We start from the raw sequence: 18,902 nt of genomic DNA, 5'->3' as shown, positions 1-18,902 counted from the left end.
GACGGGCGTCAACCCTGATCGGTCGAAGCGGGTGGCAGCGACTCCGGTGGCTGGCGCCGGCCATGCACCCACCAATCGCTGCCATCGTCAAACCACCACAGGCTCGAATCGGTTTCCCAGATGGCTTCGGCCAGCTCCCGCGCCAGTTCCGTCTGCAGTCGTCGCACGGCAAAGGGATACCAGGCATCGGCATAACGGTTGCCGAGATCCTTATATTCCTTCAGGGCCAGAATCATCTCCAGCTGATCGGCATCCTGCGCCAGACAGGCTTCCGCCGTCTGCCCGGCGCTAAATTCCCCCAGTAAGGCCCGGTAGTCATCGCCAAAAGGCAGTGTGGCGGCCAGATCGTCCACCGCCCGTTGTTCATCGGCCTGGACATATTTTTTATTGACGTAGTTCAGATCGCCCAGCCGGGCTTCCGGCAGATCGTGAAACAGGCACAGCAGCACCACCCGACCCGCATCCACATCGCCCGCCAGGCGGGCCAGGGCGTAACCAATGGTGGCGGTACGGAAGCTGTGTTCGGCCACCGATTCGGCACCGGAGCCCAAAAACTGGAAACCGCTGCGCGGCGTGCGTTTCAGCATGCCGACCTCGAAAAAGAAGTTCGCCAATGCGCGCTTTGCCATGATGCCATCAACCTCCCAGGCGAATGAAACAGACGCCGACCAGAATCAGCAGGGCCGCGCCAAAACGGATGCGACCGCAGGACTCGTGCAGACACAGCACGCCGAACAGCACACCGAACAGCAGACTCACCTGCCGCACCGGCACGGCATAACTGACCGGCGCCAGGCTCAGGCCATAGCGGAAGCTCAGAAACGAGCCCAGCATCACCGGACCGGACAGGGCGATCAGGCGACCATCGCGCCGCAAACAGGCCAGCACCCGGCCGCGATAGCAGGGCCGCAGCAGATTGAGCGTCATCAACACCAGCATAACCGTAACCAGCAGCTGGGTAAAATACAGCGGCGAATAGCTGGTGATGCCCAACTTGTCGAGCACCACCCCGACGGAGTAGATCAGTCCGGCCAGCAGAGCGGCGCGCACTGCCGGCTGACCCAGATTGCGCAATGGCCGCAGCAGGTTGGCGCGGGTCAGGTCGGGCAGTTGCACGGCATAGGCTCCCACCAGCACCAGCAGGATGCCGACAATGCCACCCGGCCGCAGTTGCTCGCCCAGGAACAGCACAGCCCACAACGGCGTATAGATCATGGAGGTCTGTGACAAAGGATAGGCCAACGACAGATCCCCGCGGCTGTAGGCCACGCCGTTACACCAGTGATAGGCCACAAAACTGCAGGCGGCCCCCAGCGCCAGAACCAGGGTGGCCAGCGGCGGTCGGGGCAGTTGGCCGGTTTGCAGCCACACCAGCAGATTGAGCAGGCTGCCGGAGCAGACAAACATCCACCAGATAAACACGGTCTTGTCACTGCTGCGTTTGACCAGCAGATTCCAGACCGCATGCATCAGGGCGGAAAAAACGATCAGCGCCAGAGCCAGCCCGCTCATAGGAATCCCTCAACCAAAAGTGAAACCGCAGGCGCAAAAAATGCTTCGCAGCTCTGGGCGTCCGCCGCCAAGCCTGTTATTCTGTCGCCTAACCGGCGTCGTGCACGGCGCCAGACACCGCCCCCCCGTTCATCAAGATGGAGCGCCGGAATGAACCGCAAGACCGGAAACCTCAATCAGATTTCGCTGGCGGAGCTATTGCGCGGCTGTGCCCTGCAACAGCGTACCGGCACCCTGACCCTGTGTCGGGAGGGTCTGTGCAAGCGGCTGTATTTCAATCACGGCCACCTGATCTACCTCACCTCCAACAAGGGGGGCGAACGGGTCGGAGAATATCTGGTCCAGCGTGGCGATCTGACCACGGCCTGGGCCGGCTTCCTGCTGCAGGACAGCAAACGCAACGGCCTTACCTTCACCGACAGCCTGCTGAAAAAGAACATCTTCGACCGGCAGCAGCTGCAGCTGGCCCTGTCACAGCTGGCCACCGCGGCCCTGGCCGACGCCCTGAGCTGGACCCAGGGCACCTTTGAGTTTGCCGATCAGCTGCCGCGCGAAGCCCTCGAAGGCCCCATCCGCATCAGCGAGGAGGACGCTCTCAAACAGATTCTCGCTGGCGCCAACCCGGCAACCAGCGACGACGAGCTGCTGCGTCAGCTGGCTCAGCGTATTGTTTCCAGCGGCCTGAACCTGCCATTGCTGCCTGTCAGCGTCAAACGTCTTGATCAATTGTGGCAGCAACCGCAGCCCGCCGCGGAGCTGTTCGAGCTGGTGCGCAACGATGCGATCCTGACCGCTTCGCTGCTGCGGGTGGTCAATTCCGGCATTGGCCCCGAGCACGGCCAGGCCGCCACCCTGGCACAGGCCCGCACACTCTACAGCAGCGATTACCTGCTGGGCATTCTGCATGCCAAGGCCGCCACCGCCAGCCGGCCGCGCCAGCCCGAAACGGTGCTGCAGCTGCTGCAGCACGGTCTGCGCTGTGCCTGCCTGAGCCAGCAGATCGCCGCCCAGCTCGGCGGCGATGATCAGCTGGCCTACACCTGCGGCCTGCTGCACAATCTGGGCAAGGTGCTGTTGCTGGAACTGCTCGACAGCGCCGACCGCAGCAGCGGCGAAACCGCGCGCCTGGTGCAGAAGTTTCATCAGAACGCCGGTGCCCTGCTGGCGCGCCGCTGGAATCTGGCGCCACAGTTGCACAGCGTTATCCGCCACTATCAGCATCCGGCCGAAGCCCGCGAATTCCAGCCGCTGGTGGAAACGGTCTTCCTCAGCCACTCGTTGCTGACCAACCCCGACAGCTGGGAGCAAAGCCAGCGCCAGTGCCACTATCTCGATCTCAAACGACTGCAGTGGCCGGCACTGCGCGACAATCTGCCGCTGATTGATGAGCTGGTGGCGGCGGCCTTCGGCCCGCCGGCACCACCCGCCAGTCTCACCAGTTCCTGATCCGGCGGTTGACAGCTTTGGAGCGACACCAGCCGTGACCACGCGGCCGAACCGACAAGCCGGTGATGTCTTCAGCAGTCATCACCGCATCCAGGAATGGGCGCGCAAAAAGATCATGAACAGACCTTTTGCGACTTCACCAATTTATGGCCGTTCGCTTAGTTCTGCACCAAGGGCAGCAGCTCGGCAGCCAGTTCGGTTTTTTGCCAGTCCTTGAGGCCCTCAAGCTGCGACAGCTGGCGGGGTTGCTCCGCCGCCAGCTGTTCAAGACTGGCATTGTTGATCAGAATCCCCGGCTCCAGCCCGAGCTGCTCCGCCTTGGCCGCGCGCCATTTCTTCAGCCGCGCCAGTCGCGCCTCCATCGCCGGATCACGCGGCTGGCGCTCACCGCGCGCAAAGCGTGGCCAGCGTTCCGCCGGCACGGCCTGACCGGCAACAACCTGACGCAGTAGCGCCTTGCCATAACGCTGGCGCAGCCGCGCCGGCACTTCCACCAGCTTATCCAGTGCCGCCTCGTCCGTTGGCTGCTGTTGGGCCAGCGCCAGCAACTCCCGGTTGCCGATCACCTTGTAAGGCGGACAATCACGGCGGCAGGCCTCGGTTTCGCGCCATTCAAGCAGGGTCTGCAACACCGCCAGCTGAGCCGGCGGCAGCACTGCCGCGCCCTTGAAACGCAGCACCGCCGGTCCTTCCTGGGGCCGGAAACGCGCCCGCTCCAACAGGGCGAACTCCTCCCGCGCCCAGGCCAGACGGCCTTTTTCCTCCAACTGCGGCCGCAGCACCGCCAGCAGCCGCTGCAAATGGCGCGTGTCCTCGGCGGCATAGCGCAACATCTTCTCCGGCAGCGGCCGCTGTGACCAGTCGGCCCGCTGGCAGCTTTTGTCGAGCTCAATGGCAAAATACTTCTTCAGCACATCGGCCAGACCCACCCGCTCCTCGCCCAGCAACTGACAGGCCACCATGGTATCGAACAGGCCACGCACCTCTATGGCGCAATCACGCGCCAGACAGCGGATATCATAATCGGCGGCATGAAAGATCTTGGTGATGGCGCCATCAGCCATGAGCGGCCGCAGCGCCGCCAGATCGGCTCCGGCCAGCGGATCGACCAGGGCGGTCTGATCCTGCCAGGAGAACTGCAACAGGCAGACCTTCTCCTGGTAGGAATGCATCGAATCGGCTTCCAGATCAACGGCAATAACCGTTTCACGGGCCAGCTGGCACGCCAGCTGTTCAACCTGTGCCGTACGGGTCAACAGGGGGACATCGGACATGGGCACAACGCTTCCTTGGCAAGAGACAACGCCCTGCCCGGCGCGGCGGACAAAAGCGGCAGGATTTTGGCATGACTGCCGTGCAGCGGCCAGGCAGACAATTGTTCTGGCGTCAGCCAGCGCCAATCGGCCGGCAGATCGGCCGTGCCACCCAGAAGTATCCGGTAAGCATACAGCTGCAGGCGAAAGTGACTGTAAACGTGGCGCACCTGTCCCAGCGGCTGGGCCAGGTCGCGCAGGCCGAGCTGCTGCTGCAGCTGCTGCAACAGGCCGATTTCGGCGGCCGCCGCATCCGCTTCCTGGGCCAGTTGCAGACAGGGAAATTCCCACAGTCCGCCAAGCAGTCCCCGCAACGGTCGCTGGCGCACGGCGATGCCGTGCGGCGTTTCTATCAGCAGCGCCACCTCCAGCCGCAAAGGCACAGCAGGACGGCGACTGCGCAGGGGCAACTGTTGCTGCAGCCCCAAGCGCCGGCCATGGCAGTGACCGGCCAGCGGACAACGGTCGCAGTCTGGCTGACGCGGACGGCAGATCAGCGCCCCCAGATCCATGATCGCCTGGGCATAATCGTGGGCCGCCGCTGTCGGCGTCAACCGCTCGGCCCAATGCCACAGCTGCCGTTCGGCCGCCGGACTGCGCGGCGGCAGCTGCAGTGCCAGCAGTCGGCACAGCACCCGCCGCACGTTGCCGTCGAGAATCGGTCCCGGCCGGTCGAAGGCGATGGAACGGATGGCGCCAGCCGTCGAGCGGCCAATGCCGGGCAGCTGCATCAACTGCTCCACTTCCATCGGAAAACAGCCCTGCTGCTCGGCCACCAGTTGGCAGGCAGCGGCGTGCAGATTGCGCGCCCGACTGTAGTAACCCAGCCCGGCCCAAAGTGCCAGAACCTCATCCAGCGACGCCGCCGCCAGCGCTGCCAGATTTGGAAAACGTTCGAGAAAGCGGCGGTAGTAGTCCTGTACCGCCTGGACACCCGTCTGCTGCAACATGATTTCAGACAGCCAAATGCGGTAGGGGTCGCGCGTCCGGCGCCAGGGCAGGTCACGGCCGCAGCGGCGATACCAAGCCAGCAGCTCGGTCACCAGCGCGGCCGGCTCCGTCAGGCAACAGCCCTGCGCCGGCCCCGGAGCCTCGCTTGCCGGCGTCTGCCTACGTGGCAGCATCAGGCGCCGAGCACCTGCAGCAGGGCGTCCATCTCGGCATCGGTACCAATGCTGATGCGCACACCATGGCACAGCAGCGCATCGCTGAAGTAGCGCACCAAAATACGGGCGTCATACAGCTGCTGGTAGAGCCGCTGACCATTGCCGTCAGGGGCGGAAACAAACACGAAATTGGCTTGCGACGCAATCACCGGATAGCCGGCGGCGCGCAGCCGGACGGAAAAGCGTTCGCGGGTGGCGCATACCTGAGCCAAGCGCTGGCGCAGATAGCCTTGATCCTCCAGCGCCGCCTCCGCCGCCACCAGCGCCAGACGGTCGAGATGGTAGTGATCGCGAATCTTGTCTAGCGCCGCCACCACCTCGGGATGGGCCACCGCCAGCCCCAGACGCATACCGGCCAGGGCATAGCTTTTGGAGAAGGTACGCGTCACCACCAGATTGGGATAGCGCCGCACCAGTGTCACGGCGCTGTCAGCGGCAAAATCGGCATAGGCCTCATCCACCACCAGCATGCCGCTGCAGCGCTGCGCCAGGTCTTCGATTTCGGCCAGACTGAAGGCAAAACCCAGCGGCGCGTGCGGACTGGTGAGAAAAAACAACTTGCCATCATAGCGAGCCGGAAAATCGGCCAGCTTGAACTGCGCCGTCAGGCCGAAGGTGCGCGGCCGCGCGCCCTGAATGGCGATGAGGGTGCCGTAGTAGGAATAGGACGGGTGAATGTAGGCCACCTCGTCGCCCTCACCAGCGAAGGCGCGGATCAGGTTATTGAGCAGTTCGTCGGAGCCGTTGGCCAGAATCAGCCAGTCGGCATCATAGCCATACAAACGCGCCGCCGCCGCCCGCGCCGCCCGACTGCCGGCATCGGGATACTGGCGCAGACGGGCACCATCAGCCCCCAGCTCGTTACGGATCGCTTCGACCACCCGTGGCGATGGCGGATAGGGGTTCTCATTGGTATTGAGCTTGATCCAGCGCTCGGCGTCGGCGGGCTGAAAACCCGGCACATAGCCGGCCATTTCGGCGATATTCCTGCGCAGCGGCAACATGGCAGAATCCTTGGCAAGTAATGGAGAAGGCACCGTCTGTCTGACAACTTCAGACCGGCGCCGGGTAGCGTTCCAGCACACGGTAATCGGTGGTACGCCGCACCGGAATAAAACCGGCGTCGCGCGCCAGCTCGATCAGCTCGGCCTGTGACATGCGAAACGATACGCCGGTAGCGGCGACCACGTTTTCTTCCAACATGGTCCCCCCCAGGTCGTTGGCGCCGAACAGCAGGGCAATCTGGGCCATTTTAGCCCCTTGAGTCACCCAGCTGGCCTGAATGTTGGGAATATTGTCCAGCACCAGGCGCGACAGCGCCACCACCCGCAAATAGTCCGTGCCGGTAGCGCCGCCAGCACCCAGTTCGGCGCCCAGCTCGGTATTGTTGGGCTGATAGCTCCAGCTGATGAACGCGGTGAAGCCACCGCCCTGGCGCTGCATCTCGCGTACCCGCAGCAGGTGCTGTACCAGCTGATGGGGCGTTTCGAGGGAACCGAACATCAGCGTCGCGGTGGTTTGCATGCCCAGCCGATGGGCCGTGGCCATCACCTCGGCCCACAGTTTCCAGCTGATCTTGTTGGGCGAGATGGCCTGGCGCACCGCGTCGTCGAGCACCTCGGCCCCACCGCCGGGAATGGACTGCAGGCCGGCGGCCCGCAGCCGGTGGAGACAGTCCTCCAACGACAGCTGCGACAGCCGGGCGATCTGGACAATCTCGGCCGGCGATAGCGAATGGATCTGCACCATCGGAAAACGCTGGCGCAGCTGTCGGAACAGCCGCTCGAACCAGTCGATGCGCAGGGTCGGATGAATGCCGCCCTGCATCAGCAGCTGGGTGCCACCATGATCGACCAGTTCCTGCACCTTGGCGAAGATAGTCGCCTCATCGAGCAGGTAGGCATCCGCCGCGCCCTCTTCGCGATAAAAGGCACAGAAACGGCACTTGCAGGTGCAGACATTGCTGTAGTTGACATTGCGGTCCACCACAAAACTGACCTCGCCTGCCGGATGGCGGCGCACCCGCTCGGCGTCGGCCAGCCGGCCCAACTCCAGCAGGTCGGCACGCTGCAACAGCCACAGGGCGTCCTCGCCATCAAGGGACTGGCCCTGCGCCAGTTTGCCTTCAATCCGTCTGAGCATCCGCGTTCTCCGCCGGCGCCGGATAGACCCGCAAGGGCTGATAATGGGTATCCCGCTCCACCGCTATCTTGCCGGCGGCCTGAATCTGGCGGATGATTTCATCCTTGCTCAGGGCCTGGGGCGAATCGGCACCGGCGTCGTGGCCGATCTTTTCCTCCACCACGGTACCGTCAAGATCGTTGACACCAAAGGCCAGTGCCACCTGGGCCACCTTGAGGCCGAGCATGATCCAGTAGGCCTTGATATGGTCGAAATTATCCAGGTAGATACGACTGATGGCGAGGGTTTTCAGGCAATCGATGCCGCCGGGCCCCCTGGCCTCGGGAATGCGGGTGTTATCGGGCTGGAACGCCAGCGGAATAAAGGCCTGAAACCCGCCGGTGCGATCCTGCAGGGCACGCAGCCGTGCCAGATGATCGACCCGGTCGGCATAGCCTTCAACATGGCCGAACAGCATGGTGGCATTGCTCTTGAGGCCGGCCTGATGCAGTTTTTCGGTCACCTCCAGCCAGCGCTCGCCGGAAATCTTCTCCGGGCAGATCTGGCGCCGGACCGTTTCACCGAGAATCTCGGCGCCGCCACCGGGAGTCGAATCGAGTCCCAGACGCTTGAGCTCGCGGATAACCTGCTCCACCGGCAAATCGGCAAGGCGGGCGAAATAGTCGATCTCCACCGCAGTAAAGGCCTTGATACTCAGCTGCGGAAAGTTGGCCTTGAGCGTCGCCATCATGCGCAGGTAGAACTCAAACGGCAGCTCCGGGTGCAGCCCGCCCACCAGATGCAGCTCGGTGGCGCCAGCGGCCTGGGCTTCGGCGGCCTTGCACAGAATCTGGTCGAGGTGATAGGCGTAGCCGGTCGGGTCGCCGGCCTCGCGGGCAAAGGCGCAGAAGCGGCACTGGTTGACACAGATATTGGTATAGTTGATATGGCGGTTGACGTTGAAAAACACCCGCTCGCCGTTCTTGCGCCGGTTGACCTGCGCCGCCAGGGCACCAATGGCCAGCAAATCGTCCGATTCAAACAGCGCCAGGGCGTCGGCGTCGCTGATGCGCTCACCTGCTGCCAGGGCGGCGCGCACCCGCTCAATCACAGTCGACATAAGAACAGCTCCCGCTATCGCCATTGCCACCGGTCGGCGCCGCAGCGCCCCAGCGGACAAACAGCTGATGGGCAATCCCCAGCTGATCGAGCAGCTTGCCAACAACGAAATGGATCAGATCGTCGATACTGCGCGGCTGGGTGTAAAACGCCGGCATGGCCGGCACGATGACGGCGCCGGCCTCGGCCAGGCGCAACAGATTGGCCAGATGGATGCGACTCAGGGGCGTTTCACGCGGCACCAGCAGCAACGGCCGGTTTTCCTTGAGCATGACATCAGCGGCGCGCTCAATCAGATTGCTGCTGATACCGGCCGCCAGGCGTCCCAGGCAGCCCATGGAGGCCGGCACCACCACCAGGGCATCCGCCGCCGCCGACCCGCTGGCCACCGGGGCGCAAAAATCATCCGCGCCATAGCAACGCAACCGGCTGGCGCTGGTGGCAAAATAGGCCTGCACCGCGTCCTGCCAACTGGCGACCTCGGCCGGCCAGACCAGGCCGGTTTCCAGCTCCACCACCTGACGACCGGCACGCGAAGCCAGCAGCGACACGCGGCAATCCGCCGCCAGCAGCTGGCGCACCAGTTCAATACCGTAACAGGCGCCGGAGGCGCCGGTAAGGGCCACGGCTACATGACGGCTGAGCGGACTTGTGGCAGAGCGCCGCGCCGCTTGATTCCCAAGCGCCGTCACAGCGCCACCAGGGTATCGGCCAGAACAAAGGCAAACAGCACCACGCTGATGTAGCCGTTCATGGTGAAGAAGGCCGCATCCAGCCGGCTCAGGTCGCCCGGTCGCACCAGCCGATGCTCATACAGCAGCAAAGCCGCCACCGCCAGCACACCGATCAGATACAGTGTTCCCAGCCCGGCCAGTGGCGCCACCGCCAGCAGCAGGACCACCATGCCGACATGAAAGGCACGCACCACGGCGAAGGACTTTTCCACCCCGAGCCACACCGGAATCGAATGCAGTCCCTGGTGGCGGTCAAACTCGACATCCTGCAAGGCATAGAAAACATCGAAACCGGCCACCCACAACAGTACCGCCAGACCGATGAGGACAATGGCCAGACTGACATCGCCGCGCAGGGCGATCCAGGCGCCGATGGGCGCCGCCGCCAGGCACAGACCGAGAATCAGATGAGCGTAGGGGGTAAAGCGCTTGGCAAAGGAATAAAGCACCAGAAAGGCCAGCACCAGCGGTGACAGGGCCAGGCAAAGCGGATTGAGCGCCCAGGCCGCCAGTTCAAACAGGGCGATGGCACCGGCGACCAGCAGCCAGGCCTCGCGCCGGCTGACCCGGCCGGCCGGGATATGGCGTTCGGCGGTGCGCGGGTTGAGCGCGTCGATCCGCGCATCGATCAGGCGATTGAGTCCCATGGCGGCGCTGCGCGCCCCCACCATGGCCAGGCAGATCCACAGCAGCTGGCTCAGGCTGGGCAAGCTGGCACTGGCGCGGGCGGCCAGCACCACGCCAATCAGAGCAAAGGGGAAGGCGAAGATGGTATGGGAAAACTTGATCATCTCCAGCAGGTTGCGCAGCTTCAGGCGCAACGGCAGCCAAAGAGAGGCAGACCAGGCAGACATGACGGAACTCCTTGCGCAGGGCAGAACAGCAGGTAAAACCTGCGTACTGTACACCTGCCGCAAGGACAGAGGCAAGACGTTTGCCGGCGGCCAACACCATGGTCACAGATCGATGGAACAGATCTCCTCCCGGGATTTGGCACCCACCCAAGTCCGTTAATGCGCTTGCGACCAACTGAAAAAATCAGGAACGCTGGAAAAAGCTTATGACGCTGCCCCTGCCAGCAGGCTGTTGAAGAACAGCCTGCTGGAGCCCATGGACGGGCGACCAAAATCAATCATTACTTCGTAATGGATTGATTTTGTGAGCAAGACGGAAATCGCATTTTCGGCTTGCGGCGTTGAAAAAGCCCCGGATGGGACTTTTTCAACATCCTGCTAGGACAGCTGACACCAGGGCCCGGCGGTAGACACAGCCGCTGAGTCTGGACCGGAGAATTGTTGTTGCAGGGCGGTGGTTAGAGCGGCGGCACTGTAGTCTTCGGCCGCCAGACAGACGCAGGGGCAATGCAGCGCAGCCAGCAGACCCAGGCGGGCATCCTGCTGACGCTGGGCCACCGGCGCGATATCGATCACTGCCCGCGGCGCAAAGCTGTCCCGCTCACACACCACACAACTGAGCAGCCGTTGGCGCAGGTAGTCGGCCAGCGCCGGTGGCAGGTCGGCGGGATCGGCCGGCAGATAGAATAATTCACGCAATGGCAGCTGTGACAACAACCGGCAATCGGGGCCAAAAAAATCTTCGAGCTGGCTGAGCAGCTGGCGCTGGCGTTCATCGAGCACCGCCGGCCGGCAAACCGGCGCCGGCGGCTGCGGCGCCTGTAGCACCCGGCGCAGGCGCAAAGCCAGCAATACCGCCACCAGCAGCAGAAGCACAGGCAATGCGATCGGCAGAATCACGCCGCCTCCCCCCTTTACAAACAGGCCACGGCCGGAGGTCAGCAAAATTCCGGCCGGAAAGATATGAATCCCCTATCAGCAAGCGAACTTCATGGGGCGAACAGTATGATCGCCAAGGGGGCCCCTGTCAATGCGTCAAAAGAATTTTCTTACGAAAATACTCTGACCAAAAAAGGGCTTGGATTTCAATAATACGCTGTTATATTTTTCTCCTGAAGGAGGTCTGCCATGCGCCATTCCGCCACGCCCCGCTCTCTGCGCCACGCCCTTTTTCTCATCCTGCTGCTCGGACTGTTCTGGCTGCTGCTATCCGGCCATACCGATCCGCTGATGCTGGCTTTCGGTGCCCTGTCGGTGTTGCTGACCCTCTACATTGCCCTGCGCATGGCGGTGGTGGACGAAGAATCATTGCCCTTTGATTTGCCGGCCCGCCTGCTGTTGTACTGGCTGTGGCTGGCCGTTGAGGTGGCCAAATCCACCTGGGATGTAACCCTGCGCATCTGGCGCCTCCGCCCCGACATCAGCCCCACGGTCATCCCTATCGAAGCCAGCCAGAAAACGCCTCTGGGGTTGATGCTTTACGCCAACTCCATCACCCTCACGCCCGGCACCCTGTGCATGAATGTTTCCGGCAATCAGCTGCTGGTACACGCCCTGAGTCGTGCCGCGGCCGACGATCTGCTCGCCGGCGCGATGGATCGGCGGGTAAGCGCTCTGGAGCCGACCGATGAACAGCGCTAACCTGATCAGCACCTGCTACGGCATCAGCGGCCTGGCTATTCTGCTGGTGATGGGCCTGGCACTGCTACGCGCCATCCTCGGTCCGACAGCCTTCGACCGACTGATGGCGGTCAACCTGTTTGGCACAAAAACCGTTTTATTCATCGCCGTGCTTGGGTTTCTCACCGGTCGGCCGGATTTTCTCGACATCGCCTTGGTCTACGCCCTGGTCAACTTCCTCAGCACCATCGCCGTGCTGCGTTTTTTCGAGGGACGCAAAGCGCCGGCCTGGTACGATACCCGCGACACAGACACCCAACCTGCGGCCAATGCCGTCACGGAGAACCCCGATGGCACTGCTTCTTGATTTGATGACGGCAGTGTTTCTGCTGCTCGGCAGCCTGATCGGACTTACCGGCGGCATCGGCGTCCATCGCCTGCCGGACTTCTTCACCCGGCTGCATGCCTGCGGCCTCACCGATTCAGCCTGTGCCTTTCTGGTACTGACCGGCCTGATGCTGCAAAGTGGCTGGTCGCTGGTCAGCCTGAAACTGATCTTTATCCTGATCTTTTTGCTGGTGACCAGTCCGACAGCCAGCCATGCCCTGGCCAAAACCGCCCTGGGCTGCGGGGAACAACCGCTGTCGCAGCGGGGCACGGAGGACTGATGGAACTGCTGATCGATATTGTGCTGCTCACCTTTCTGGCCATTACCGCCCTGGCCATCAGCCATGTACGCAAGCTGTTCTGCGCCATCATGCTGGCCAGCATCTTCAGCCTGCTGTGCGCCTGCCTGTTCGTCACCATGGACGCCGTTGACGTCGCCTTTACCGAGGCGGCCGTCGGCACCGGCATCGCCGGCATTCTGATGCTCGGCGCCCTGCGCCTGACCGAAACGCGCGAGAAACGGCCGCCGCATCAGCCCTGGCTGGCGCTGCTGGTGGTCTGCACCACCGGCGCCGTGCTGATTTACGGCACCGCCGACCTGCCGGCCTACGGCGATCCGGCCGCTCCGATCCATCAGCATGTGGCGCCGCGCTACATCAGCCAATCCCAGCAGGAGGTCGGCCCACCCAATTTTGTCACCTCGGTGCTGGCCAGCTATCGCGGCTTCGACACCCTGGGGGAAACCCTGGTCATCTTCACCGCCGGAGTCAGTGTGGTGGCCCTGCTCGACTTTCGCAGCTTGCGCCAGTTTTTGCGCAACCGACGGCGTCCAAGCGTCATGGCCGATCATCTGGTGCTGCGCATCGTCGCCAAGATGTTCATACCACTGATTCTGCTGTTCGCCCTCTATGTCCAGTTTCATGGTGATTACGGCCCCGGCGGCGGCTTTCAGGCCGGCGTGATCTTCGCCAGCGCCCTCATCCTCTACACCCTGACCTACGGCCTGGCCAAGGCCCTGCAGGTTCTGCCGCCTCGCATCCTCTATCTGCTGGCCGCCGGTGGCGTTCTGCTTTACGGCGGCACCGGCTGGCTGTGTGTGCTGCGCGGCGGCCATTTCCTCGATTACCGCGCCCTGGCCAGCGATCCTCTCGTCGGCCAGCATCTCGGCATTCTGCTGATCGAGGCCGGCGTCGGCATGACGGTGTTCGCCGTGATGGTGTTGATGTTCTTCGCTTTCAGTTCCCGCAAGGAGCCCCAATTATGACCCTGGCCGGCCATTACAACTACTGGGTGGCAATCTTCCTGATGATGACAGGTTTTTATGTCGTGATTTCGCGCGGCAACCTGATCAAGAAGCTCATCGGCCTGAACCTGTTCACCACCTCGGTGTTCATTCTCTACATCTCGCTGGGCAAGGTGACCGGCGGCACCGCGCCCATCGCCGCGCCGGGGGTGACACTGTATTCCAATCCTCTGCCCCATGTGCTGATTCTGACGGCCATTGTCGTCGGCGTGGCCACCACCGCCGTAGGCCTGGCGCTGGTGGTGCGGATTCATGAGAGCTACGGCACCATTGAGGAAGACGAAATCCGCCTGCGGGACGAATCGTTATGAATCTGCTGCCCCTGCTTCCCGTGCTGCTGCCCCTGCTGTGCGCTCCCCTGTGCCTGCTGATGCGCGGCGCGACAACCGTCTGGGCCCTGACCTGCGCCTGCACCCTGGCCTGTTTCGCCAGCAGCCTGCTGCTGGCGCAGTCACTGTGGCACGACGGCGCGGCGTTACCCTACGCCCTGGGCAACTGGCCCGCCCCCTGGGGCATCGTCTACCATATCGACGCCCTGGCCGTCCTGCTGCTGCTGATCGTCACTGGCATCGCCGCCGTTACCCTGCCCTATGCCCGCCGCAGCGTCGCGCAGGAGATTCAGCCACGCGACATACCGTTGTTCTACGCTCTGCTGCTGATCTGCCTGACCGGCCTGCTCGGCATCGTCAGTACCGGCGATGCCTTCAATCTCTACGTCTTTCTGGAGCTCTCGTCGCTGTCATCCTATGCCCTGATCGGTCTGGGACAGCAGCGACGGGCGCTGACGGCAGCCTTTCAATATCTGGTGATGGGCACCATCGGCGCCACCTTCATCCTTATCGGCATCGGCCTGCTCTACAGCCAGACCGGCACCCTTAACATCGCCGATCTGGCCGGGCGCATTGCCGCCATCCCCGAAACCGCCTACGGCCACCGGACCCTGATCACCGCCTTTGCCTTTCTCACCGTCGGCATCAGCCTGAAGCTGGCGCTGTTTCCGCTGCATTTGTGGCTGCCCAACGCCTACAGCTACGCCCCCTCGGTGGTCACGGTATTTCTGGCCGCCACCGCCACCAAGGTCGCCGTCTATATGTTGCTGCGCGTCTGTTTCAGCGTGCTGGGCAACCGCTTTGTTTTCGAGCAGCTGACCCTCGGCAAGATCCTGCTGCTGCCATCGTTGGCCGGCATTGTCATCGCCTCGCTGGTGGCCATCTTTCAGTACGATATCAAACGCATGCTGGCCTACTCCAGTGTCGCCCAGATCGGCTACATGACACTGGGCATCAGCCTGAACAGCGAGGCGGCGCTGACCGCCAGCATCATTCATCTGTTCAACCACGCCCTGATGAAGGGCGCCCTGTTCATGGTCATGGGCGCGGTGATGTACCGCGCCGGCTCGGTTTATCTCAACGATTTCCGTGGCCTCGGCCAGCGGATGCCCTGGACCATGGCGGCCTTCGTCCTCGGCGGCCTGAGTCTGATCGGCGTACCGGGCACAGCCGGCTTCGTCAGCAAATGGCTGCTGGTCCAGGCCGCCCTGCAACACCGCTGGTGGCCGGTGGTGCTGGTAATTTTGCTGGGTTCGCTGCTGGCGGTGATCTACATCTGGCGGGTGGTGGAAACAGCCTATTTCAATCCGTTACATGAAATCGAACACGGTAACGCCGAGGCGCCGCCCTCGCTGCTGGTGCCGCTGTGGCTGCTGGTCGGCGCCAACCTCTATTTCGGTTTCGACGCCGCCTGGCCGCTGCAGCTGGCGCAGCAGGCGGCCGCAGTGCTGCGGGGAGGGCTGTGATGGACTGCGCCACGCTGATGCTCTGGTGCCTGCTGATTCCGGCTGGTGGTGCCCTGCTGATCGCCGCCAGCAGTCAGCTGCCCAACCTGCGCGAGGGCATGACCCTGCTGACCGCCGCCAGCCTGCTGGCCTCGGTAGTCGCATTGCTGCGCCATCCCCAGGCCCTGCAGACACCCGCCCTGATACTGACCACGCCCTTCGGCGGCTTGCAGTTTGAATTGCGCGCCGAGCCGCTGGGCCTGCTGTTCGCCACCATCGCCAGCCTGCTGTGGCTGATCACCGCCGTCTATACCATCGGTTACATGCGGGCTAACCACGAAAGCCATCAGACCCGCCTGTACGTCTGCTTCGCCCTGGCCATCAGCAGCACCCTGGGCATTGCCCTGGCCGGCAATCTGCCGACCCTGTTTCTGTTTTACGAACTGCTGACCCTGTCGACCTATCCGCTGGTGACCCACAAGGGCGATCACGATGCCGTTTCAGGTGGTCGCTACTATCTGGGCATCCTGATCAGCAGTTCCATGGGCCTGCTGCTGCCGGCCATCATCTGGACCAATCAGCTGGCTGGCACCAGCCGTTTTGTCGCCGGCGGCATCCTGCCCGCTGACTTAGGTGGCGTCAGCCTGGTCCTGTTGCTGCTGCTGTATGCCTTTGGCATCGGCAAGGCGGCGCTGGTTCCGCTCCACCGCTGGCTGCCTGAAGCCATGGTGGCGCCAACGCCGGTCAGCGCCCTGCTTCATGCCGTGGCCGTAGTCAAGGCCGGCGTGTTCTGCCTGGTCAAGGTTCTGCTCTACGTCTTCGGCCCGCAGCTGCTGCGTGACAGCGCCGCCCAGCAGCTGCTGCTGGCGCTGGCCGCCGGCACCATTCTGTACGCCTCGCTCAAGGCCCTGCAGCAGGACAATCTCAAGCGACGGTTGGCCTATTCCACCGTCAGCCAGCTGTCCTATGTCATCCTCGCCGCCGCCCTTCTGAGTCCGGCATCGATCCGCGCCGCCGCGCTGCACATCGCCGCGCATGCTGCCGGCAAGATCAGCCTGTTCTTTGCCGCCGGCGCCATCTATACAGCAGCCCACAAAAGCCGGGTGAGCGAGCTGGACGGCCTGGGCCGACGTATGCCGCTGACCTTTGCGGCCTTCGCCATTGCCAGTCTGTCGATGATCGGGCTGCCGCCAGCAGCCGGTTTCGTCTCTAAATGGTACCTGCTGCAGGGTGTCGCCGGCCAACAGCTGTGGTGGCTGGCCGCTGTGCTGCTGGCCAGTTCCCTGCTCAACGCCGCCTATTTTGTGCCCATTGTCCACCGGGCCTTCTGGCGACCAGAGGCCAAGCCTCCGCACCAACCCCACGGCGAGGCGCCCTGGCCCATGACGCTGGCCCTGAGCCTGACCGCCAGCCTGTGCCTGCTGCTGTTCTTCTGGCCCGACCTGCCGCTGGAGCTGGCCAACCTGCTGCCGGGAGTGACACCATGAACCGCCGCCTTTTTCTGTCCTGCGCCCTGCTGACCGGCGCGCTGCTGCTCACCGCCATTGAACTGCTGCTGGCGAAACCGGCGCAGGGTCGACCGGGGGCCTATCTGCTGCTGGGTCTGACGGGCGGCGCGCTGCCTGTGCTGCTGACGCTGCTGCTGCGCCCCCTGCTGCGCCGCCGGGAGAATCGCGATGATGCCTGACCTTGCCGTTGTGCATCCGGCCCTGCTGCTGCTGGTCACAGCGGTACTGGTTGCAGCCGTACCCTGGCCGACCATCCGTCGGTTGCCACTGCTGATGGCGCCGCTGACCCTGGTGCAGCTGTGGTTGGTGCAACCCGGCCGCGGTCTGGTCTGGCTGGGCTTGGAGTTGCACTGGCTGCAGCCGGGCGCCCTCGGTCGACTATTTGCCAGCGCCTTTGTCCTGGCGCTGTGGGGCACGAGCCTCTACGGCCTGACCAGCCTGCGGCGGCACGAGTTGGCCGCAGCCTGGGGCTACGCCGCCGGCGCCCTGATCGTCTGCTTCAGTGGCGACTGGCTGTGCCTGCTATGCGGCTGGGAACTGATGGCCGTGGCCTCAACCCTGATCGTCTTCAGTGGTCGTCAGCCGGATAGCGCCAAAGCCGGCATGCGCTATCTGTTGATCCATCTGGCCGGTGGTGTCCTGCTGCTGAGCGGCATCGCCACCCTGGCCGCCAGCGGCCAGAGCCTGCTGTTCGGTCCGCTGACGCCCGCCACCACCGCCTACTGGCTGATTCTGGCCGGGGTGCTGGTCAACACCGGCGCGCCGCCGCTGGGTTTCTGGGTCGCCGACACCTATCCCCAGGCCAGCGCCGCCGGCATGGTCATCCTGTCGGCCCTGACCACCAAAACTGCCGTCTTCGTGCTGCTCAGCGCCTTCGCCGGCGAACCGCTGCTGATTGCCATTGGCCTGTACCTGTGCCTGTACGGCACCCTCTATGCTCTGCTGGCCGATGACCTGCGACGCCTGCTGGCCTACAGCATCATTCATCAGGTCGGTTTCATGGTGGTCGCCGCCGGCATTGGCAGCCCGGCCGCCATCAACGGCGCGGCGGCCCAGGCCTTCGCCCATATCGCCTACAAGATGACCCTGGTGATGGCCGCCGGCGTGTTGCTGCAGCAGCTGGGACAGTGCCGCGCCAGCACCCTGCCGGCCCTGGCGCGCCAGTTGCCGCTGACCAGCGGCTGCGTACTGGTGGCCACCGCTGCCAGCCTCGGCCTGCCGCTGACCGCCGGTTTTGTCAGCAAAACCCTGCTGGTCGGCAGTGCCGCCGCCAGCAGCTGGCCCTGGCTGGAAACCGCTCTGCTGCTGAGTTCAGCGGCGGTGGTCTTCAACGCCGGCATCCGCTTCCCGGCGCTGGCCCTGTTCGGCGCCGGCGCGACCCGGCCCCAGGCCACTGCATCCCTGACACGGCTCAACAGCAGTGTCCGTCTGGCCCTGCTCGGCAGCGCCCTGCTATGCCTGCTGCCCGGCTGGTGGCCCCAGCTGTTCTGTCGCCTGCTGCCCTTTGCCACGTCCTGCCAGCCCTACAGCCCGGCCGCCGTACTGCACCAGCTGCAACTGCTGCTGGTCGCCGGGCTGGTCTGCCTGCTGAGCTGGCCGTTCTTGCGCCCCACCGCCGGTCACAGCCGTGATTGGGATGTCCTGCTCAGGCTGTTGCTGCAGCTGTGGCAGCGCCTGCTCGATGGCCAGCGGCAACTCAGCCGCTTCCTGTGGCAGCTGCTGACCAGTTCGCAGATTCGCAGCTTCATGTTTCTGTTCCGCACCCACGGCCCCCACGGTATTCTGGCACGAAGCTGGCCAACCGGCAGCTTGGCGCTCTGGGTCGCCCTGCTGCTGGCCAGTTATATTGTCCTGTACAACCTCAAGACCCGCTCGCTGTGGCAGTTTTTCTGCACCAGTTTCGGTCTGGGCTGCTAAGGCCAGCCAAGCGGATCTGATGGCCCACAGCAGAGCCTTTCCATCCGCAATACAAAAAAAACGGACCCACTGGTCCGTTTTTTTTGTATTGCATAGGGTGTAACATCAGTCAGTTGCCAGAACCGGAA

Annotated in this window: 20 protein-coding genes; 10 read left to right on the top strand and 10 right to left on the bottom strand. The window is 63.7% G+C overall.

Annotated features, from left to right (window positions below; all coding sequences use genetic code 11):
• Positions 1-8 precede the first annotated feature (8 nt).
• Together BLR80_RS04515 and BLR80_RS04510 are read right to left on the bottom strand one after the other, a co-directional pair.
• Entirely contained in the window at positions 9-629 is a 621-nt protein-coding gene (locus tag BLR80_RS04515) for an HD domain-containing protein (RefSeq protein ID WP_092076712.1), read from the bottom strand.
• Between the two features lie 7 nt (positions 630-636).
• On the bottom strand, positions 637-1,512 hold the full coding sequence (locus tag BLR80_RS04510; protein WP_092076968.1) for an EamA family transporter: 876 nt from the start codon (positions 1,510-1,512) through the stop codon (positions 637-639).
• A 150-nt stretch (positions 1,513-1,662) separates the two neighbouring features.
• On the opposite strand from BLR80_RS04510, the gene BLR80_RS04505 reads away from it, so the two are divergent.
• Positions 1,663-2,958: an HDOD domain-containing protein gene (locus tag BLR80_RS04505; protein ID WP_171906311.1), complete on the top strand. Its 1,296-nt coding sequence runs from the start codon at positions 1,663-1,665 to the stop codon at positions 2,956-2,958.
• Between the two features lie 158 nt (positions 2,959-3,116).
• Here the strand turns inward: BLR80_RS04505 and BLR80_RS04500 are convergent, their stop codons facing one another.
• The 8 genes from BLR80_RS04500 to BLR80_RS04465 form a co-directional block, all read right to left on the bottom strand.
• The gene (locus BLR80_RS04500; RefSeq protein WP_092076708.1) at positions 3,117-4,232 is read right to left on the bottom strand and encodes a ribonuclease D; all 1,116 of its coding nucleotides are present in this window, start codon (positions 4,230-4,232) and stop codon (positions 3,117-3,119) included.
• Positions 4,211-5,395: an A/G-specific adenine glycosylase gene (gene mutY, locus BLR80_RS04495; RefSeq protein WP_092076706.1), complete on the bottom strand. Its 1,185-nt coding sequence runs from the start codon at positions 5,393-5,395 to the stop codon at positions 4,211-4,213. Before mutY ends, BLR80_RS04500 begins: the two co-directional genes overlap by 22 nt.
• Positions 5,395-6,441 (bottom strand): histidinol-phosphate transaminase, encoded by a 1,047-nt coding sequence (gene hisC, locus BLR80_RS04490; protein ID WP_092076704.1) that lies wholly within the window; start codon positions 6,439-6,441, stop codon positions 5,395-5,397. The genes mutY and hisC overlap by 1 nt, the downstream gene beginning before the upstream one ends.
• A gap of 49 nt (positions 6,442-6,490) precedes the next feature.
• Entirely contained in the window at positions 6,491-7,579 is a 1,089-nt protein-coding gene (gene mqnC / locus BLR80_RS04485) for a cyclic dehypoxanthinyl futalosine synthase (protein ID WP_092076702.1), read from the bottom strand.
• Complete coding sequence (gene mqnE / locus BLR80_RS04480) at positions 7,563-8,678, bottom strand: aminofutalosine synthase MqnE (RefSeq protein WP_092076700.1); 1,116 nt, start codon at positions 8,676-8,678, stop codon at positions 7,563-7,565. The genes mqnC and mqnE overlap by 17 nt, the downstream gene beginning before the upstream one ends.
• The gene (locus BLR80_RS04475; protein WP_245691338.1) at positions 8,662-9,303 is read right to left on the bottom strand and encodes a UbiX family flavin prenyltransferase; all 642 of its coding nucleotides are present in this window, start codon (positions 9,301-9,303) and stop codon (positions 8,662-8,664) included. Before BLR80_RS04475 ends, mqnE begins: the two co-directional genes overlap by 17 nt.
• A gap of 62 nt (positions 9,304-9,365) precedes the next feature.
• Positions 9,366-10,265: a UbiA-like polyprenyltransferase gene (locus BLR80_RS04470; protein ID WP_092076696.1), complete on the bottom strand. Its 900-nt coding sequence runs from the start codon at positions 10,263-10,265 to the stop codon at positions 9,366-9,368.
• A 378-nt stretch (positions 10,266-10,643) separates the two neighbouring features.
• Positions 10,644-11,165 (bottom strand): hypothetical protein, encoded by a 522-nt coding sequence (locus tag BLR80_RS04465; protein ID WP_092076694.1) that lies wholly within the window; start codon positions 11,163-11,165, stop codon positions 10,644-10,646.
• 228 nt (positions 11,166-11,393) lie between these two features.
• Here BLR80_RS04465 and BLR80_RS04460 point away from each other — a divergent pair, with 228 nt between their 5' ends.
• Genes BLR80_RS04460 through BLR80_RS04420 form a run of 9 tightly spaced genes read left to right on the top strand, consistent with a single transcriptional unit; the run spans position 11,394 to position 18,774 of the window.
• Complete coding sequence (locus tag BLR80_RS04460; protein WP_092076692.1) at positions 11,394-11,906, top strand: Na+/H+ antiporter subunit E; 513 nt, start codon at positions 11,394-11,396, stop codon at positions 11,904-11,906.
• 49 nt (positions 11,907-11,955) lie between these two features.
• Entirely contained in the window at positions 11,956-12,252 is a 297-nt protein-coding gene (locus BLR80_RS04455; RefSeq protein ID WP_342743344.1) for an MrpF/PhaF family protein, read from the top strand.
• A complete protein-coding gene (mnhG, locus tag BLR80_RS04450) occupies positions 12,236-12,553 on the top strand; it encodes a monovalent cation/H(+) antiporter subunit G (RefSeq protein ID WP_092076688.1) in 318 nt (105 codons plus the stop codon). Before BLR80_RS04455 ends, mnhG begins: the two co-directional genes overlap by 17 nt.
• Positions 12,553-13,536: a DUF4040 domain-containing protein gene (locus BLR80_RS04445; protein ID WP_092076686.1), complete on the top strand. Its 984-nt coding sequence runs from the start codon at positions 12,553-12,555 to the stop codon at positions 13,534-13,536. Before mnhG ends, BLR80_RS04445 begins: the two co-directional genes overlap by 1 nt.
• Positions 13,533-13,886 carry a cation:proton antiporter subunit C gene (locus BLR80_RS04440; RefSeq protein ID WP_171906310.1) on the top strand — a complete coding sequence of 118 codons (354 nt, stop codon included), beginning with the start codon at positions 13,533-13,535 and terminating at the stop codon, positions 13,884-13,886. Before BLR80_RS04445 ends, BLR80_RS04440 begins: the two co-directional genes overlap by 4 nt.
• Positions 13,883-15,370: a monovalent cation/H+ antiporter subunit D family protein gene (locus BLR80_RS04435; protein WP_092076684.1), complete on the top strand. Its 1,488-nt coding sequence runs from the start codon at positions 13,883-13,885 to the stop codon at positions 15,368-15,370. The genes BLR80_RS04440 and BLR80_RS04435 overlap by 4 nt, the downstream gene beginning before the upstream one ends.
• Positions 15,370-16,836, top strand: a complete 1,467-nt coding sequence (locus BLR80_RS04430; protein WP_092076682.1) for a proton-conducting transporter transmembrane domain-containing protein — start codon at positions 15,370-15,372, stop codon at positions 16,834-16,836. The genes BLR80_RS04435 and BLR80_RS04430 overlap by 1 nt, the downstream gene beginning before the upstream one ends.
• Positions 16,833-17,036, top strand: a complete 204-nt coding sequence (locus BLR80_RS04425; protein WP_092076679.1) for a hypothetical protein — start codon at positions 16,833-16,835, stop codon at positions 17,034-17,036. Before BLR80_RS04430 ends, BLR80_RS04425 begins: the two co-directional genes overlap by 4 nt.
• On the top strand, positions 17,026-18,774 hold the full coding sequence (locus BLR80_RS04420; protein WP_092076677.1) for a proton-conducting transporter transmembrane domain-containing protein: 1,749 nt from the start codon (positions 17,026-17,028) through the stop codon (positions 18,772-18,774). Before BLR80_RS04425 ends, BLR80_RS04420 begins: the two co-directional genes overlap by 11 nt.
• Positions 18,775-18,902: the final 128 nt, after the last annotated feature.

The organism is Desulfuromonas thiophila (genome assembly GCF_900101955.1).
Lineage (GTDB): Bacteria > Desulfobacterota > Desulfuromonadia > Desulfuromonadales > Desulfuromonadaceae > Pseudodesulfuromonas > Pseudodesulfuromonas thiophila.
This window is presented reverse-complemented; position numbering and strand designations above follow the sequence as displayed.

Excerpts from the sequence above, each read along its gene's own strand:
- mqnE (WP_092076700.1), bottom strand. The coding sequence starts at position 8,678 with ATGTCGACTGTGATTGAGCGGGTGCGCGCCGCCCTGGCAGCAGGTGAG.
- BLR80_RS04445 (WP_092076686.1), top strand. The coding sequence starts at position 12,553 with ATGGAACTGCTGATCGATATTGTGCTGCTCACCTTTCTGGCCATTACC.
- hisC (WP_092076704.1), bottom strand. The coding sequence starts at position 6,441 with ATGTTGCCGCTGCGCAGGAATATCGCCGAAATGGCCGGCTATGTGCCG.
- BLR80_RS04420 (WP_092076677.1), top strand. The coding sequence starts at position 17,026 with ATGATGCCTGACCTTGCCGTTGTGCATCCGGCCCTGCTGCTGCTGGTC.
- BLR80_RS04505 (WP_171906311.1), top strand. The coding sequence starts at position 1,663 with ATGAACCGCAAGACCGGAAACCTCAATCAGATTTCGCTGGCGGAGCTA.
- mnhG (WP_092076688.1), top strand. The coding sequence starts at position 12,236 with ATGGCACTGCTTCTTGATTTGATGACGGCAGTGTTTCTGCTGCTCGGC.
- BLR80_RS04430 (WP_092076682.1), top strand. The coding sequence starts at position 15,370 with ATGGACTGCGCCACGCTGATGCTCTGGTGCCTGCTGATTCCGGCTGGT.
- BLR80_RS04435 (WP_092076684.1), top strand. The coding sequence starts at position 13,883 with ATGAATCTGCTGCCCCTGCTTCCCGTGCTGCTGCCCCTGCTGTGCGCT.
- BLR80_RS04515 (WP_092076712.1), bottom strand. The coding sequence starts at position 629 with ATGGCAAAGCGCGCATTGGCGAACTTCTTTTTCGAGGTCGGCATGCTG.
- BLR80_RS04455 (WP_342743344.1), top strand. The coding sequence starts at position 11,956 with ATGGGCCTGGCACTGCTACGCGCCATCCTCGGTCCGACAGCCTTCGAC.
- BLR80_RS04425 (WP_092076679.1), top strand. The coding sequence starts at position 16,833 with ATGAACCGCCGCCTTTTTCTGTCCTGCGCCCTGCTGACCGGCGCGCTG.
- mqnC (WP_092076702.1), bottom strand. The coding sequence starts at position 7,579 with ATGCTCAGACGGATTGAAGGCAAACTGGCGCAGGGCCAGTCCCTTGAT.
- BLR80_RS04440 (WP_171906310.1), top strand. The coding sequence starts at position 13,533 with ATGACCCTGGCCGGCCATTACAACTACTGGGTGGCAATCTTCCTGATG.
- mutY (WP_092076706.1), bottom strand. The coding sequence starts at position 5,395 with ATGCTGCCACGTAGGCAGACGCCGGCAAGCGAGGCTCCGGGGCCGGCG.
- BLR80_RS04460 (WP_092076692.1), top strand. The coding sequence starts at position 11,394 with ATGCGCCATTCCGCCACGCCCCGCTCTCTGCGCCACGCCCTTTTTCTC.
- BLR80_RS04470 (WP_092076696.1), bottom strand. The coding sequence starts at position 10,265 with ATGTCTGCCTGGTCTGCCTCTCTTTGGCTGCCGTTGCGCCTGAAGCTG.
- BLR80_RS04510 (WP_092076968.1), bottom strand. The coding sequence starts at position 1,512 with ATGAGCGGGCTGGCTCTGGCGCTGATCGTTTTTTCCGCCCTGATGCAT.
- BLR80_RS04500 (WP_092076708.1), bottom strand. The coding sequence starts at position 4,232 with ATGTCCGATGTCCCCCTGTTGACCCGTACGGCACAGGTTGAACAGCTG.